This window comes from Rhizobium etli CFN 42 (assembly GCF_000092045.1).
GTDB lineage: Bacteria > Pseudomonadota > Alphaproteobacteria > Rhizobiales > Rhizobiaceae > Rhizobium > Rhizobium etli.
Window position 1 is genome coordinate 868,430 of record NC_007761.1, and the last position, 15,943, is coordinate 884,372.

Sequence of the window (15,943 nt, forward strand, 5' to 3'; positions counted from 1 at the left end):
CAAAGGCCCGTCAGTCATTTCGGGAAAGCGGATCGGCAATCAGCCGATGATGCCCATGATGTCGGCTTCCTTCATGATCAGAAGGTCTTCGCCGTTGATCTTGACTTCGGTGCCGGACCACTTGCCGAACAGAACGCGGTCGCCAGCCTTGACGTCGAGTGCGACGACCTTGCCGGACTCGTCACGCGCGCCGGAACCGACGGCGACGATTTCGCCTTCCTGCGGCTTTTCCTTAGCGGTGTCGGGAATGATGATCCCGCCCTTGGTCTTCTCTTCGGACTCGACGCGACGAACGACGACGCGGTCGTGAAGCGGACGGAAATTGGTGCTTGCCATTGTCTAATCCCTCGATCGAATGACATTCGCGGGCCGGGGCGGCCCACATGGATGAGTGTTAGCACTCCCTTGCGGTGAGTGCTAGCGACGTGCATTTAGGGATGGCTCCGAAAGGAGTCAATGAGAGCAGTCACGAATTTTTGTGCCCGAATTGTGAAGAGGGCGAAGATTTGTCGGAAAATCGACCAACCATCCCGCCGCCCGCTTTGACGATCCGCGCTCTCCTGATGTCGGTGCAGGATTGGCGTCGGCGAAGAAAATGCCTTGCCATCGCCCTGCGCCTTTGCAATGTCACCGGGACTGAAGCAATCGGGAAATCGGAATGGCCAAGCGGATAGAAAAGTTCTCGCAGATAACAGATCGTTACGATGTGGTGCTCTGCGATGTCTGGGGCGTCGTTCACAACGGCGTCGATCCGTTTCCGAAGGCGGCTGCCGCCCTTCAGGCGGCGCGCGAGAGCGGTCTTGCCGTCGTGCTGATCACCAATTCGCCGCGCCTTTCCTGGCAGGTGGTGGAGCAACTACGCCATATCGGCGTTCCCGACGGCGCCTATGACAGGATCGTCACCTCGGGCGACGTCACCCGCGGGCTGATTTCCGAAGGACCGAAGACGGTCTTCCTGCTCGGCCCCGAGCGCGACAAGGCGCTCCTCGAAGGCATCGGCGTTGAGCGCCGGCCGGCCGGCGAGGCGCAGTCGCTCGTCTGCACCGGCTTTTTCGACGACGAAACCGAGAAGCCCGAGGACTACACCGACATGCTTCTGGATTTCCAGGCACGCGACGTGCCGATGATCTGCGCCAATCCCGACCTCGTCGTCGAGCGCGGCCATCGCATCATCCCCTGCGCCGGCGCCATGGCCGCCTATTACGAGCAGCTCGGCGGCAAGACCCGCATCGCCGGCAAGCCGCACAGGCCGATCTACGAGGCGACGCTGGCGGCTGCCCGAGAGCTTCGCGGCGATGTCCCCACCGAGCGCGTGCTGGCGATCGGCGATGGCATGCCGACCGATGTGCGTGGCGCCTTGAATTTCGGCCTCGACCTCCTCTACATCAGCGGTGGCATCCACGCCAAGGAATATACCCTCAACGGCGAGACCGACGAGGCGATCCTCAATGCCTATCTCGAACGGGAAAAGGCGGCGCCGAAGTGGTGGATGCCGCGCCTTGCATGAAAAGAAGCCAGCCGATGACCGTCTTCCACCGCAATGAAACCCGAGATCCCTTGCCCGCCCATCTCAGAGGCGGGGTGATCGCCATCGGCAATTTCGACGGTGTGCATCGCGGCCATCGATCGGTACTGAACCGAGCGCTTGAGATCGCAAGGGCGCGCAGCATTCCCGCTCTCGTGCTGACCTTCGAGCCGCATCCGCGCACAGTCTTCCGACCGCAGACGCCGGTGTTTCGCCTCACACCCGCGCCGCTCAAGGCCCGCATCCTGGAAACGCTGGGATTCAACGCCGTCATCGAATATCCCTTCGACTATGAATTCTCGCAGCGCTCCGCCGATGATTTCATTCATTCGATCCTGAAGGACTGGCTCGGCGCCTCCGAAGTCGTCACCGGTTTCGATTTTCATTTCGGCCGCAACCGCGAAGGCGGCCCCGCCTTCCTGATGAATGCCGGCCAGACCTACGGCTTCGGCGTCACCCTGATCGATGCGTTCCGCGACGAAAACGCCGACGTCGTCTCGTCGAGCCATATCCGCGCGTTGCTGAAGGAGGGTGAGGTCAGCGAAGTCGCCGGCATGCTCGGTTACCACTATACGGTCGAGGCCGAGGTAATCGACGGCGAAAAACTCGGCCGGCAGCTTGGCTTCCCCACCGCCAACATGCGCCTGCCGCCGGAGGCCGAGCTTGCGGCCGGCATCTACGCCGTCCGCTTCCGCCGCCAGGACGGAACGCTCCACGATGCGGTCGCAAGCTACGGCCGCCGCCCGACGGTGACGGAAAACGGCGCGCCGCTGCTCGAAACCTTTCTGTTCGATTTCAGCGGCGATCTCTACGGCCAGCTCTGCGCCGTCTCCTTCTTCGGTTTTCTCCGACCCGAACTGAAATTCGATGGTCTGGATCCGCTCGTCGCCCAGATCAGACGCGACGAGGAAGAGGCGAGGGCGCTGCTGGCGGGTGTCAAGCCGCTCGGCGAACTCGACCGGAAGCTTTGCTTTTCCTGAGCCATGGTCAGCGCGGCCTCTTTCGAGCGCAAAAACCGCGGGCGCCGGGGGATCGCATCGCACAGAATTCTTCTCTTCCTTTTCCCGGCAAAAACGCCTATGAACCGGCCCGATGAGAAAATTTCGGCTGGCGATCACGATACGAATTATCGGCCCGGCCTTCCGCGCGCGCTAAGCGGCCGGGAGGTCCGGGTTTTCGGCGCTTGGATACGAGCGCTTCCGTCACCAGCTTTTTCACGCCGTTGCGCCCCTTTCCCGGGCCGCCAGAAACGATTGTCCCGATATGACCGACACAGCCGAAAAGATCGATTACTCGAAGACCCTCTATTTGCCCGAAACCGATTTCCCCATGCGCGCCGGCCTGCCGCAGAAGGAGCCGGAGCTCGTCAAGCGCTGGCAGGAGATGGATCTCTACAAGAAGCTGCGGGCCTCTGCCGCCGGCCGCGAAAAATTCGTCCTGCACGACGGGCCGCCCTATGCCAACGGCAACATCCATATCGGCCATGCGTTGAACAAGATCCTCAAGGACGTCATCAACCGTTCGTTCCAGATGCGCGGGTACGACGCCAACTACGTTCCCGGCTGGGATTGCCACGGCCTGCCGATCGAATGGAAGATCGAGGAGGAGAACTATCGCGCCAAGGGCAAGGCCAAGCCTGATCTCAAGGAGCCGGCGGCGATGATCGAGTTCCGCCGCGAGTGCCGCGCCTATGCCGAAAAATGGATCAAGGTCCAGGGCGACGAGTTCCAGCGCCTCGGCATCGTCGGCGATTTCGACAACCCGTATCTGACGATGAATTTCCACGCGGAAAGCCGCATCGCCGGCGAGCTCTTGAAGATCGCCGCAAGCGGCCAGCTCTATCGCGGCTCCAAGCCGATCATGTGGTCGGTGGTCGAGCGCACCGCGCTGGCCGAAGCCGAAGTCGAATATCACGACTATGAGAGCGATACGATCTGGGTAAAATTCCCTGTCGGGAAAGGTCCCGATGGCGTGAAGGATGCCTTCGTCGTCATCTGGACGACGACGCCCTGGACGATCCCCGGCAACCGGGCGATCGCCTATTCCTCGCGCGTTGCCTACGGCCTCTATGAAGTCACGGCTGCCGAGAATGATTTCGGGCCCCGTCCGGGCGAGAAGCTGATCTTTGCCGATAAGCTGGCCGAGGAGTCCTTCGTCAAGGCGAAGCTGCAGTACAAGCGTCTTGCCGATGTTACGGCTGCCGATCTTGCTGCCATCAGCTGCGCCCATCCGCTGAAGGGGCTCGGCGACGGTTATGAATTCGCCGTGCCGCTGCTCGAGGGCGACCATGTCACCGACGATGCCGGCACGGGCTTTGTTCACACCGCGCCAAGCCACGGCCGCGAGGACTTCGACGTCTGGACCGCGCATGCCCGCGAGATCGAGGCGCGCGGCATCGAGACCAAGATCCCGTTCCCGGTCGACGACGGCGGCTTCTACACATCGGATGCGCCGGGCCTCGAAGGCGGACGTGTCATCGACGACAACGGCAGGAAGGGCGATGCCAATGATCGCGTCATCAAGGCGCTGATCGAGCGTAATGCGCTCTTTGCCCGCGGCCGTCTGAAGCACCAGTATCCTCATTCCTGGCGCTCGAAGAAGCCGGTGATCTTCCGCAACACGCCGCAGTGGTTCGTCTATATGGACAAGACGCTAACTGACGGCACGACGCTGCGCACCCGTGCGCTCAGCGCGATCGACGACACGCGTTTTGTGCCGGCTGCCGGCCAGAACCGTCTGCGCGCCATGATCGAACAGCGCCCGGACTGGGTCCTTTCTCGTCAAAGGGCATGGGGCGTGCCGATCTGCGTCTTCGTGGATGAGCACGGCGAAGTCCTGAAGGATGATGCCGTCAACCAGCGCATCTTGAATGCCTTCGACGCCGAGGGCGCCGATGCCTGGTTTGCCGAGGGCGCCAAGGAGCGGTTCCTCGGCAACGAGCATGACCCGGCCAAGTGGACGCAGGTCATGGATATTCTCGACGTCTGGTTCGACTCGGGCTCGACCCACACCTTCACGCTGGAAGATCGTCCCGACTTGAAATGGCCGGCCGATCTCTATCTGGAAGGCTCCGACCAGCATCGCGGCTGGTTCCATTCCTCACTCTTGGAATCGGCCGCCACCCGCGGCCGCGCCCCTTATAACGCCGTCCTCACCCATGGTTTCACCATGGACGAGAAGGGCGAGAAGATGTCGAAGTCGAAGGGCAACGTCACCGCCCCGCAGGAGGTGATGAAGGATGCCGGCGCCGACATCCTGCGCCTCTGGGTGATGACCTCGGACTATGCCGACGATCTGCGCGTCGGCAAGACGATCATCCAGACCAATGTCGACGCCTATCGCAAGCTGCGCAACACCATCCGCTGGATGCTCGGCACGCTGGCCCACGACAAGGGCGAGGAAATCGCGCTTGCCGATCTGCCGGAACTGGAGCAGCTGATGCTGCACCGGCTGGCCGAACTCGATCAGCTCGTGCGCGAAAACTACGATGCTTTCGACTTCAAGAAGATCGCCCGCGCTCTGATCGATTTCGCCAATGTCGAACTCTCGGCCTTCTACTTCGACGTCCGCAAGGATGCGCTTTATTGTGACGCGCCGTCGAGCCTGCGCCGGCGCGCCAGCCTGCACGTCATCCGCCAGATCTTCGATTGCATGGTGACCTGGCTTGCCCCGATGCTGCCCTTCACCACCGAGGAGGCATGGCTGTCGCGCAATCCGTCCGCCGTTTCCGTGCATCTGGAGCAGTTCGCCCCGGTTGCCAAGGAATGGCGCAACGATGCCCTGGCCGAGAAGTGGAAGAAGATCCGCGCCGTGCGTTCGGTTGTAACAGGCGCGCTGGAGATCGAGCGCAAGGACAAGCGCATCGGCTCCTCGCTGGAAGCGGCGCCGGTCGTCCACATCGCCGATGCGGAGCTTCGCAAGGCGCTCGAGGGCCAGGACTTCAGCGAAGTTTGCATCACCTCGGGCATAACGATCCAGGCGGATGCCGGTCCGGCCGACGCCTTCCGCCTGGCCGAAGTGCCTGATGTCGCGGTCGTGCCGAAGCTCGCCGAAGGTGTCAAATGCGCGCGCTCCTGGCGCATCACCACCGATGTCGGCTCCGATCCGGATTATCCTGATGTCTCGGCGCGCGACGCTGCGGCACTGCGCGAACTCGGCATCCGCGCCTGAAGATATTTGCCGGGTGAATTGCCTTTGTGGTGTTCATCCGGTAAAAGCTGCCTGAAAATGGCCGGATTTTTGCGTCAGGGGGACGGTTGTCCGGTTGGGCAACGATTGCACCGGTGGCTGGAAGGGTTTTCATGTTCGCAACGCATTGGTTCCGTTTGGGCGCCTGCCTGTCTGTTGTGGTGGCGGGATGCTCCCTGGTGTCCAGCTGCGCCAGCAGCCCGACCTACGGCACCGACAAGACCGCCATGGAGCAGCTGACGGATGACCTCGGCCAGTCTGTATCGCTGACCGGGCCGGATCCAAAGAACAAGGGCGTCAAGTACACGCCGCGTCCCACGCTGGTTCTGCCGGCTGAGGGGCAGAGAGAAACCCTCGTTGCCCCGCAGCAGACGGTTGCAACGAAGGACAATCCGCAGTGGCTTGAGTCGCCGGAGGAAACCCGCGCCCGCCTCGTTTCCGAGGCCGACGCAAACTCCGACAATCCGAACTATCGCTCGCCGCTTGCCAGCTCCGCCATCGAAGGCGGCCGGCGCACCACGGAAGCCCAGACCCAGGCGTATCGCGAAGCCCGCGCCCTGCAGAAGGGCTCCTACGTCGATCAGCGCCGCTATATTTCCGACCCGCCGCCCGGGTACCGCACCGTCGACGACCCGGCAAAGCTCGACGATGTCGGCGAGCCGGAGCTCAAGAAGCAGAAGAAGCGCAAGAAGGACGCTGCGATCGCCAACAGCGGCAAGCAGTGGTGGAACTTCCTGCAGTAGCGGCTTCTTCGACGGGGGTCCGAAGGACGGGTCGAGACCAGTGGCTCGACCCCGGCAAGGGTTAGGGTGAGGGGCAATCGGCGCAGAGCCGATAGCCGTGCGCGCGGGGCTACAGCGCCTCTCTCTTCTGCGAAAAGAACGTCCGCAGAATTTCAGCCGACTGAACCTCGTTGAAGCCGGAATAGACCTCCGGGGCGTGGTGGCAGGTCGGCTGCGCATAGAATCGCACGCCATTGTCGACGGCGCCGCCCTTCGGGTCCTCGGCGCCGTAATAGAGCCTGCGGATACGCGCAAACGAGATGGCTGCCGAGCACATGGTGCAAGGCTCAAGCGTCACGTAGAGATCGGCCCCGGCAAGGCGCTCCTGGCCGAGCGCTTCGCAGGCGAGCCGGATCGCGGCGATTTCGGCATGTGCGGTCACGTCATTGCGCTCGCGCGTGCGGTTTCCCGAGCGCGAAACGGCGATACCGTCGATGACGACGACGGCGCCGATCGGTACTTCGCCGCGTTCGCCGGCGGCGCGCGCCTCTTCGAGCGCCATCTCCATGAAACGATTTGTCTTCACGATCGCACGAATTTCCACTTAACCGCAGATGCGTGACCTGATAGACAGGCCCAAAAGGCAGGCAAACAACAAATGACATCCAAAGACAAGCCAAAACGCCCGGGCGCAAAGCCCTATTCACGCGACGGCGGGACAAAGGCCGGCCTGAAAGCGGGAGACGCCAAGCCGGCAAAGGCTGCAACCGCGCCCCCGGCTGCGGCCGAAACCGAGAGCGAGGCCAAGGCTGAACGCATTTCCAAGGTGATGGCGCGCGCAGGCGTCGCCTCCCGCCGCGACATCGAGCGCATGATCATGGAAGGCCGCGTGACGCTGAACGGCAAGGTTCTCGACACGCCCGTCGTCAACGTCACGCTTGCCGACCGGATCGAGGTCGACGGCGTGCCGATCCGCGGCATCGAACGCACCAGGCTCTGGCTCTATCATAAGCCGGCCGGTCTCGTGACCACCAATGCCGATCCGGAAGGCCGGCCGACCGTTTTCGACAACCTGCCGGAAGAATTGCCGCGTGTCATGTCGATCGGCCGCCTCGACATCAACACCGAAGGCCTGCTGCTGCTGACCAATGACGGCGGTCTTGCCCGCGCCCTCGAACTGCCGGCGACGGGCTGGTTGAGGCGCTATCGTGTGCGCGCCCATGGCGAGATCGATCAGGAAGCGCTCGACAAGCTGAAGGATGGCATCGCCGTCGATGGCGTGCTCTACGGCTCGATCGAGGCAACGCTCGACCGCACGCAGGGCTCGAATGTCTGGATCACCATGGGTCTTCGCGAAGGCAAGAACCGTGAGATCAAGAACGTGCTCGGCGCTCTCGGCCTCGACGTCAACCGTCTGATCCGCATCTCCTATGGGCCGTTCCAGCTCGGCGACTTGCCTGAAGGCCATGTCGTCGAAGTGCGCGGGCGCACACTGCGCGACCAGCTCGGCCCACGGCTCATCGAGGAAGCCAAGGCCAATTTCGACGCGCCGATCTATAACGCCCCGGCCGTTGCCGCCGAGGAAGAGACTGAGGCTGCGGCGCCGGAGAAGCGTGAGCGGCCGCGCCGCGACGAGGACAAGCGCGAGCGAGCGCTGAGCCGCCTCGACACCAAGCGCGACGATCGCCGCGGCGCGGGGCGCAGAGATGACGATCGCCGCGACGGCGGCCGTAAGGATGACGACAAGCCGAAGCGTTCCCAGCCGCCCGGCCAGCGGCGCAGCGCCAATGTCTGGATGGCGCCGGGCGCACGGCCGCTCGGCGAAAAGGCAGCGGCCAAGGCTGCCAAGAATGCGCAGGCCGCACGCCGGCGCGGCGAGCAGCCAGCGGCAAAGACCAATGCTTTCGATCGCATCGAGGATCGTCCGCGCACGCAGATCAATCGCGTGCGCGAAGAGGACGGCGAATGGATCCGCTCGAGCGAACAGCCCCGCCGCAAGGATGAGGACGAAGGCTTTAGCCGCAAGCGCTCTTTCGGCGATCGTCCTTCGCGAGGCGAGCGGCCCTTCGGCGACAAGCCACGTGGCGATCGCAGGCCGCGTGCGGATGGCGACGAGCGTCCGCGTGCCGCCAGGGCCTCCGCCGGCGAGGGTCGTTCGGAGCGCCCGCGCGGCGACCGCCCGTTCGGCGATCGTCCCTCGCGTGGAGATCGGCCTTTTGGCGACAAGCCGCGCGGTGATCGCCGGCCGCGCGAGGAGGGTGATGAGCGTCCGCGGGCAGCCAGAAGCTTTGCCGGCGAGGGGCGCTCCGAGCGCCCGCGTGGCGAGCGATCTTTTGCGGGCAAGTCCGCAGGCGGCAAGCCTTCCAGCGACAAGCCTCGCGGCAAGGGATTCGGCGCAAAGCCGGGCGGATCCAAGAGTTTCTCCGGTAAGCCGAAGGGCAAGCCGGGCAGTGACAGGCCGGGCGGCGACAGGCCTGCGGGCGGCCTGTCCAGAGGTGGTGCGAGAGGAAAGGGAATGACGCGCGGTGCGGATCGTCGGCGGTGAGTTTCGCGGACGGCCTCTCGCCGTGCCAAAATCCAACGATATCCGGCCGACTGCCGACCGGACGCGCGAGAGCCTGTTCAACATCTTGAGCCATGCCTATCCGGAATGCGTCGACGGCACCCGGATCCTCGATCTTTTTGCTGGAACCGGCGCCGTCGGCCTCGAGGCGGTCTCGCGCGGCTGTCGGCATGCGCTGTTCGTGGAAAACAGCGTCGAAGGCAGGGCGCTGCTCTGGGAAAATATCGATGCGCTCGGCCTGCACGGCCGCACGCGCATCCTGCGCCGCGATGCCACCGATCTCGGCAGCGTCGGCAACCTCGAGCCTTTCGACGTGCTCTTTGCCGATCCGCCCTATGGCAAAGGTCTCGGCGAGAAGGCAATGGCGGCGGCCGCCGTTGGCGGCTGGCTGAGACCGGGTGCGATAGCGGTGCTTGAAGAACGCGCCGACATTGTCGTTTCCGTCCATTCTTCCTATGTCTTCCTCGAAAGCCGCATCTTTGGCGATACGAGGGTGCATTTCTTCCGATATCAGCCGCAATAAGCGGGAGTGGGGCGTGCAGCAGGCAGAATTCATCAGTCCGAAACTGCCTGCGATCAGCGATCTTCCGACGGTCGCGGTTGCTTTCGGCGGCGGCGGTGCGCGCGGACTTGCCCATATCCACATCATCGAGACGCTCGACGAGCTCGGCATCCGCCCGGTGGCGATATCGGGCTCGTCGATGGGTGCGATCATGGGGGCCGGCATGGCCGCCGGCATGTCCGGGGCCGAAATCCGCGAACATGCGCTGACGACAGTCGGCAATAAGACGGCGGTCGTCGCCCGCATTTGGGGCATGAGGCCGACAACGGTGCGCGATGCGGTGGCCAAGGGCATCCGCATCGGCCAGTTCAATCTGGAGCGGATCCTCAAGGCCTTCCTGCCGTCAGAACTGCCGGCCCGCTTCGAGGATCTGCTGGTGCCGATGAAGGTGATCACCACCGATTATTACGGTCAGAACGAAGTGATCATCGAAGAGGGCGAGCTTTTTCCGGCACTCGCCGCCTCATCCGCCATCCCCGCCGTCTTCATGCCGGTGCGCCTGCGCGGCCGCGTGATGATCGATGGCGGCATCAGCAATCCGGTGCCCTATGAACCCCTGATGGATCTTGCCGACATCGTCGTCGGCATCGATGTCGTCGGCGCGCCGGAAGGCGACGGCACCCATATTCCGAACCGCATGGAAAGCATCTTCGGTTCCGGCCAGTTGATGATGCAGACGGCGATCTCGCTGAAGCTGAAGCTCTGCCGGCCGCACATCTTCCTGCGTCCGGCGGTTGGCCGCACCGGCGTGATGGATTTCCTCAAGGCCAGGGAAGTGCTCGCCATGTCGGTCGGCGTCAAGGACGAGCTGAAATTCGCCCTCGACCGCGAGATCGAAGCACGGCTAAAGCGCTAGATTATCTAGATTATATTGAGCTGGAACCGCTGAATGCGCCCGGTCGATATGCATGAGCGGTCGGCCGAGCATCGCTTCGGCTATGAGCTCGGCATCGTCACCGGTGATTTCGAAGAGGCCGAAGCGCAGTCGATAGCCCCAGCTTGCCCGGTCGCTGGTGAAAGACAGCCGGTCGAGCAGTGGCCGTATGGGTGTTTCCATGGCCTGCCACCAGAAGACATCGCGTCTCCAGGGATGAAAGCCCGGGTGAACCTCCACCTGATATGCCTCGGTTTCCTTGACCACGCCAACTGCCGTGAACGCCTGCAGCCGATCCTTGCCGCCAAACGTCTCGGTCGGCGAATAGTAGATGACGCGGTCGCCGGGCGCGCTACGCTTCAGGGGAGCAGCCTTGCCATGACAGACCTGCATGAAACCGGCTTCGCGCCCGATGCGGACATGGTTCGCTGATGCCACCGCGATCCAATTGCGGCACACGGTTCAGCCCTCCGCCACGTTGTAGACGCGCAGGCGGTGTCCGTCGGGATCGGCGGCGACAAAGGTGCGGCCGAAGTCGAGGTCGGTCGGCGGGACCAGAATGGTCGCGCCCTTGCCCTGCCATTCGGCGTACAGTGCGTCGACCATTTCTGCCGTCGCAACCTTGAACCCGACGTCGCAGCCACCGCCCGACGCTGTCGGCGCCGGCTCAACGCCCGCCTTACCCCACAGTCCAAGAGCCAGACCCGAAGGCAGAATGAACATGGCGAAGGTCTGACTGGTTTCAACGGGATCCTGCCCGAGCAGTTGCTGATAAAAGCTGGCGCTCTTCGGCGCGTCGGTTACGAAAAGCAGAATGCTGTTGCCGTCGATCATGGTGAAGCCTCCTTTGTCGCTCTGGAGGACTTCTACCGACGTCTGCTGACAAATTCTGGCAGTAGCGTTCGCGTTTCGATCTGCTCCGATGCGGCGCGTTTCGGAGTCTCCTTACGCATCCGCCGTCGCATCCGCGGTTCCCGCCAGCGGATTGTCCTCGAAAGGGTCGGCGGCGCGTTTCGGCTTGACCAGCGGTTCAGGGCGAACCGGGTGGGAAAACAGCATGTCGCGGCCGGCCTGCAGCCCTTCGGAGACCTGCAGGGCGAGCCGCGCCTCGTCGCGCTTGCGGATATCCTCACCGATCTCATGGGCGTCTGCCTCCGAGACGCCGAGCGCCTCCAGCGTCCGACGTCCGAATAGCAGGCCCGATTCCAAAGTTTCGCGCAGCTCGTAATCGATCCCCTTGTTGCGCAATTCGATCGAATGGATGCGGTCATAGGAGCGTACGTAGAGGCGCGTGTGCGGATAGTCGGCCTGCACCAGCTCCACCACCTTGTCGGTGATTTCCTTCTTCTGCGTGCAGACGAGCACGATTTTCGCCCGGTCGATGCCGGCCGAGCGCAGCACGTCCTTGCGGGTGCCGTCGCCGAAATAGATGCGGAAACCGAAAGAGGAGGCCTGGCGGATGCGGTCGGCGGAAAAATCGATGACCGTGACGCTGCGTCCGCCGGCAAGCAGGATCTGCGCAGCGATCTGGCCGAAACGGGAGAAGCCGACCATCAGCACGTCGGCGCCCGCACCTTCGAAATCCTCGTCCAGCTCCTCCTGTTCATCGCCGTTGAGCAGCCGCTTCGACAGCGCCGCGCCGATCGGCGTCAGCGCCATGGACAGCGTGACGATCGCCACCAGCAGCGATGCCGTGCTCGTCGACATCAACCCGACGACGCCCGCCGTGGTGAAGAGCACGAAGCCGAATTCGCCGCCTTGCGGCAAGAGGAAAGCAATGCGGATCGCATCATTGTGCGGCGATCCAGAAATCCGGCAAAGCCCGTAGATGATGATCGCCTTGACGGCCATGACGATCGGCACGGCGACGATCACGAAGAGCGCGTTGTCGACGAGGACGTCGAGCTCCAGCGACAGGCCGACGGCGATGAAGAAGATGGCGAGCAGCACGCCGCGGAAGGGCTCGATATCGGCCTCGAGCTCGTGCCGGTAGGAGGATTCGGCCAGCATCACGCCGGACAGGAAGGCGCCCATCGCCATCGACAGCCCGGCAAGCTGCATCAGGCTTGCCGATCCCATGACGACGAAGAGAGCCGCCGCGATCATCGCCTCGCGCGCGCCGGTGCGGGCAATGATCTGGAAGAGCGGCGTCAGCAGGTAGCGGCCCATGACGATCATCGCCGCCACCGCGCCGACTGCGACGGCAAAATCGGTGAGCGGCGCGTTGCTGCCCTTGCCGCCGCCGTCGAGCACGGTGATCAGCGCCAAGAGCGGCACGATCGCCAGGTCCTGGAACAGCAGCATCGAGAAGGAACGCTGCCCGTATCTCGTGTTGACGTCACCGTCGCCTTCGAGGATCTGCATGGCGAAGGCCGTCGAGGACAGCGCCAGGCCGAAGCCGGCGACGATGCTGCCGCGCCAATCGAGAACTTCAGAAAACCAGGCGAGCGCGGTCAGCGCCAGCCCTGTTACCACCACCTGCGCCGTGCCGAGGCCGAAGATATCGCGTCGCATCTGCCAGAGGCGGCTTGGCTTTAGCTCCAGGCCGATGATGAAGAGCAGGAAGACGACGCCGAGCTCGGCGACGGCAAGGATCTGTTCGCCATCGGTGATGCCGTGGAAGACCGGGCCGATGACGATGCCGGCGGCGAGGTAACCGAGCACCGTGCCGAGCCCGAGCTTCTTGAAGATCGGAGCGGCGACCACCGCGCCGCCGAGCAGCAGGATCGTTTCGGAGAAAAGGTCATTGGGCGCTGACATGCTGGTAATTTCTTTCGACGGCGGGAAACATCCTGGCAGCCCTGACAAAGAATCGGCGGCGGCGGCCTTGATGCCAGGGAGAGTGCACAATAAATGGAAGCCGAAGGAAAGGCCAAATCATGTCCTCTGAAATCGATTCCTCGACACTTCTTTCCCGCGCAAGTCAATTGATCGATCTGGCAAGGAAGGCTGGCGCCGATGCTGCCGACGCCGTGGTCGTTCGCTCCCGCTCGCAATCGGTCAGCGTCCGGCTTGGCAAGGTCGAGGGAACGGAATCGTCGGAAAGCGACGATTTTTCGCTCCGCGTCTTCATCGGCAAGCGTGTCGCCAGCGTTTCGGCCAATCCGGGCTTCGATCTCCAGGCGCTGGCCGAACGTGCCGTCGCCATGGCCAAGGTTTCCCCGGAAGACCCGTATGCGTGCCTGGCGGACGAGCTGAACCTTGCCAGCTCCTATCCCGACCTGCAATTGCTCGATACCACGGACGTTTCCTCCGAGATGCTGCGCGAGGCGGCTCTTGCCGCCGAGACGGCCGCCCTTGCCGTCAACGGCGTCACCAATTCCTCCGGCGCTGGTGCATCGGCCGGCATGGGCGGCCTCGTTCTCGCCACCTCGCACGGTTTCCAAGGCAGCTACATGGCCTCCCGTTTCGGCAATTCCGTCAGCGTCATTGCAGGCGAAGGCACCGGCATGGAGCGCGACTATGATTTCGACAGCCGGCTTTATTATGCCGAACTCGACGATCCTTCCGAAATCGGCCGCCGCGCCGGCGAACGGGTGGTCAAGCGCGTCAATCCGCGCCAGGTGCCGACCGGCAAAAACATCACCGTCGTCTTCGATCCGCGCGTCGCCCGCGGTTTCGTCGGCCATATTGCCGGTGCGATCAACGGTGCCGCCGTCGCTAGAAAGACCAGCTTCCTGCGTGACAGGATGGGTCAGCAGGTGCTGAAGTCGGGCCTTTCGATCACCGACGACCCGCTGATCGTGCGCGGTCCTTCCTCGCGTCCCTTCGACGGTGAGGGCGTGTCCGGCGAGCGGCTGGTCATGATCGAAGACGGTGTCCTGAAGCACTGGTTCCTCTCGACCTCGACGGCCCGCGAACTCGGCCTGCAGACCAATGGCCGCGGCGTGCGCGGCGGCAGCGCCGTCACCCCGTCTTCCACCAATCTTGCCCTGGAGCCGGGCGACATCTCGCCGGAGGAACTGATCCGCAGCATCGGCAACGGTTTTTACGTCACCGAACTGATCGGCCACGGTGTCAACATGATCACCGGCGAATACAGCCGTGGCGCCACCGGCTTCTGGATCGAGAACGGCGAACTCACTTTCCCGGTGTCCGAGGTGACGATCGCCTCGAACCTCAAGGACATGTTCATGCGCCTGACGCCGGCAAATGACATCGACCGCAAGTTCGGCGTCGCGGCTCCGACCTTCGCCATCGAAGGCATGACGCTCGCCGGGCAGTAAAAAACGGGCAGCAGGAATGGAATGACAGGATGAGCGATAGGGAAAAGCTCCGCTGGCAGAGCGATCTCGCCTTGATCGCCGATGCTGCGAAGGAGGCCGGCGCGGTCGCCTACGGCTTTTTCAACCAGTCTCCCGAGGTCTGGTGGAAGAACGGCGACCGCTCTCCCGTCAGCGCCGCCGACTTCGCCGCCAACAAGACGCTTGAAACGATCCTGCGCAAGGCGCGGCCGGATTATGGCTGGCTGTCGGAGGAAACCGAGGACGATGAAGACCGCCTCTCGCGCGAGACACTGTTCATCGTCGATCCGATCGACGGCACCCGCGCCTTCCTCGGCGGGCAGCAGGTCTGGTGTGTCAGCGTCGCGGTCGTGCATCGCGGCCGCCCCGTCGCCGGCGTGCTCTATGCGCCGGCGCTCGAGGAGTTCTACGAGGCCGTCGATGGCGGCGTCGCGCTGAAGAACGGCATGCCTTTCACCGTTTCCGCCGCCGGGCCGGACGAGATGAGCCGGCTTGCGATCGGCGAAGACCTGTTGAAGACATTTCCGCCGGCGTTCCGTGACCGCGTGAGACGCGAGAAATATGTCCCCTCGCTTGCCTATCGCATCGCCATGGTGGCGGACGGCCGTCTCGAAGGCACCTTCGTCAAGGGCAATTCGCATGACTGGGACCTTGCCGCCGCCGATCTCGTTCTGGCCTGCGCCGGCGGCGGTCTCGTCGATCTCGACGGCAAGCCGATCGTCTATAACAGGGCGGACGTCACCCATAAGGTGCTCTGTGCGGCCCCGGCGCCCCGCATCGATGAGTTCCTCGCGGCCTTTGCCGGGCGAGGAGACAGTTGACGTTTCCGTCAAAATCCCGCAGATGAGGTGGCGGAGGAACTAGGCAGAAAGAGAATAAGAAAATGACTGACTCCGGTGACAAGAAGCAGCTTTTGCACCTCGTTTTTGGCGGCGAATTGGAAAGCCTCGACGATGTGCAGTTCCGTGATCTGAGCGGCCTCGATATCGTCGGCATCTTTCCCGACTATGCCACGGCGCTGACGGCGTGGAAGGCGAAGGCGCAACAGACGGTCGACAATGCGCATATGCGCTATTTCATCGTCCACATGCACCGTCTGCTCGATCCGCAGCAAAAGGCCAGCGGCAACTGACCTCGGCAGCCGCCGCCAGCCGAGCGGGCCCTCGTGCATCGGCGCCGTCGATCCGGATCGTTTGACGCATTCTGAACAAATTGATCGGTCATTCCGGCCGCAACGATAATAAGGGAATGGGTTTGATGTCGAT

The 15,943-nt window shown here is 63.4% G+C and carries 15 protein-coding genes; 10 read left to right on the plus strand and 5 right to left on the minus strand.

What is annotated here, in order from left to right; translation table 11 throughout:
• Positions 1-39 precede the first annotated feature (39 nt).
• Positions 40-336 (minus strand): co-chaperone GroES, encoded by a 297-nt coding sequence (gene groES / locus RHE_RS04175; protein ID WP_004675403.1) that lies wholly within the window; start codon positions 334-336, stop codon positions 40-42.
• Positions 337-658: 322 nt separating this feature from the next.
• Here groES and RHE_RS04180 point away from each other — a divergent pair, with 322 nt between their 5' ends.
• From RHE_RS04180 to RHE_RS04195, 4 genes are all read left to right on the plus strand, one after another.
• A complete protein-coding gene (locus tag RHE_RS04180; RefSeq protein WP_011424179.1) occupies positions 659-1,507 on the plus strand; it encodes a TIGR01459 family HAD-type hydrolase in 849 nt (282 codons plus the stop codon).
• Positions 1,508-1,521: 14 nt separating this feature from the next.
• Positions 1,522-2,505, plus strand: a complete 984-nt coding sequence (locus RHE_RS04185; RefSeq protein WP_011424180.1) for a bifunctional riboflavin kinase/FAD synthetase — start codon at positions 1,522-1,524, stop codon at positions 2,503-2,505.
• Positions 2,506-2,788: 283 nt separating this feature from the next.
• Positions 2,789-5,695: an isoleucine--tRNA ligase gene (ileS, locus tag RHE_RS04190; RefSeq protein WP_011424181.1), complete on the plus strand. Its 2,907-nt coding sequence runs from the start codon at positions 2,789-2,791 to the stop codon at positions 5,693-5,695.
• A 131-nt stretch (positions 5,696-5,826) separates the two neighbouring features.
• Positions 5,827-6,456, plus strand: coding sequence for a hypothetical protein (locus tag RHE_RS04195; RefSeq protein ID WP_011424182.1), 630 nt, complete (start codon positions 5,827-5,829; stop codon positions 6,454-6,456).
• 109 nt (positions 6,457-6,565) lie between these two features.
• Here RHE_RS04195 and RHE_RS04200 read toward each other — a convergent pair whose 3' ends face one another.
• Positions 6,566-7,003 (minus strand): nucleoside deaminase, encoded by a 438-nt coding sequence (locus RHE_RS04200; RefSeq protein ID WP_042117973.1) that lies wholly within the window; start codon positions 7,001-7,003, stop codon positions 6,566-6,568.
• 90 nt (positions 7,004-7,093) lie between these two features.
• On the opposite strand from RHE_RS04200, the gene RHE_RS04205 reads away from it, so the two are divergent.
• The 3 genes from RHE_RS04205 to RHE_RS04215 are packed head-to-tail and all read left to right on the plus strand — an operon-like array spanning position 7,094 to position 10,416.
• Positions 7,094-8,980 carry a pseudouridine synthase gene (locus RHE_RS04205; protein ID WP_011424184.1) on the plus strand — a complete coding sequence of 629 codons (1,887 nt, stop codon included), beginning with the start codon at positions 7,094-7,096 and terminating at the stop codon, positions 8,978-8,980.
• Positions 8,961-9,521, plus strand: a complete 561-nt coding sequence (gene rsmD, locus RHE_RS04210; protein ID WP_011424185.1) for a 16S rRNA (guanine(966)-N(2))-methyltransferase RsmD — start codon at positions 8,961-8,963, stop codon at positions 9,519-9,521. The genes RHE_RS04205 and rsmD overlap by 20 nt, the downstream gene beginning before the upstream one ends.
• Before the next feature lie 13 nt (positions 9,522-9,534).
• On the plus strand, positions 9,535-10,416 hold the full coding sequence (locus tag RHE_RS04215; protein WP_011424186.1) for a patatin-like phospholipase family protein: 882 nt from the start codon (positions 9,535-9,537) through the stop codon (positions 10,414-10,416).
• Here the strand turns inward: RHE_RS04215 and RHE_RS04220 are convergent.
• From RHE_RS04220 to RHE_RS04230, 3 genes are all read right to left on the minus strand, one after another.
• On the minus strand, positions 10,405-10,893 hold the full coding sequence (locus tag RHE_RS04220; RefSeq protein WP_011424187.1) for an EVE domain-containing protein: 489 nt from the start codon (positions 10,891-10,893) through the stop codon (positions 10,405-10,407). The genes RHE_RS04215 and RHE_RS04220 overlap by 12 nt on opposite strands.
• A gap of 3 nt (positions 10,894-10,896) precedes the next feature.
• The gene (locus tag RHE_RS04225) at positions 10,897-11,268 is read right to left on the minus strand and encodes a VOC family protein (protein ID WP_011424188.1); all 372 of its coding nucleotides are present in this window, start codon (positions 11,266-11,268) and stop codon (positions 10,897-10,899) included.
• 111 nt (positions 11,269-11,379) lie between these two features.
• Positions 11,380-13,194 (minus strand): monovalent cation:proton antiporter-2 (CPA2) family protein, encoded by a 1,815-nt coding sequence (locus tag RHE_RS04230; protein WP_042117976.1) that lies wholly within the window; start codon positions 13,192-13,194, stop codon positions 11,380-11,382.
• Positions 13,195-13,313: 119 nt separating this feature from the next.
• Here RHE_RS04230 and RHE_RS04235 point away from each other — a divergent pair, with 119 nt between their 5' ends.
• From RHE_RS04235 to RHE_RS04245, 3 genes are all read left to right on the plus strand, one after another.
• The gene (locus RHE_RS04235) at positions 13,314-14,660 is read left to right on the plus strand and encodes a TldD/PmbA family protein (protein WP_011424190.1); all 1,347 of its coding nucleotides are present in this window, start codon (positions 13,314-13,316) and stop codon (positions 14,658-14,660) included.
• 29 nt (positions 14,661-14,689) lie between these two features.
• A complete protein-coding gene (locus tag RHE_RS04240) occupies positions 14,690-15,499 on the plus strand; it encodes a 3'(2'),5'-bisphosphate nucleotidase CysQ (protein ID WP_011424191.1) in 810 nt (269 codons plus the stop codon).
• A gap of 62 nt (positions 15,500-15,561) precedes the next feature.
• Complete coding sequence (locus RHE_RS04245) at positions 15,562-15,810, plus strand: DUF4170 domain-containing protein (RefSeq protein ID WP_011424192.1); 249 nt, start codon at positions 15,562-15,564, stop codon at positions 15,808-15,810.
• Positions 15,811-15,943: the final 133 nt, after the last annotated feature.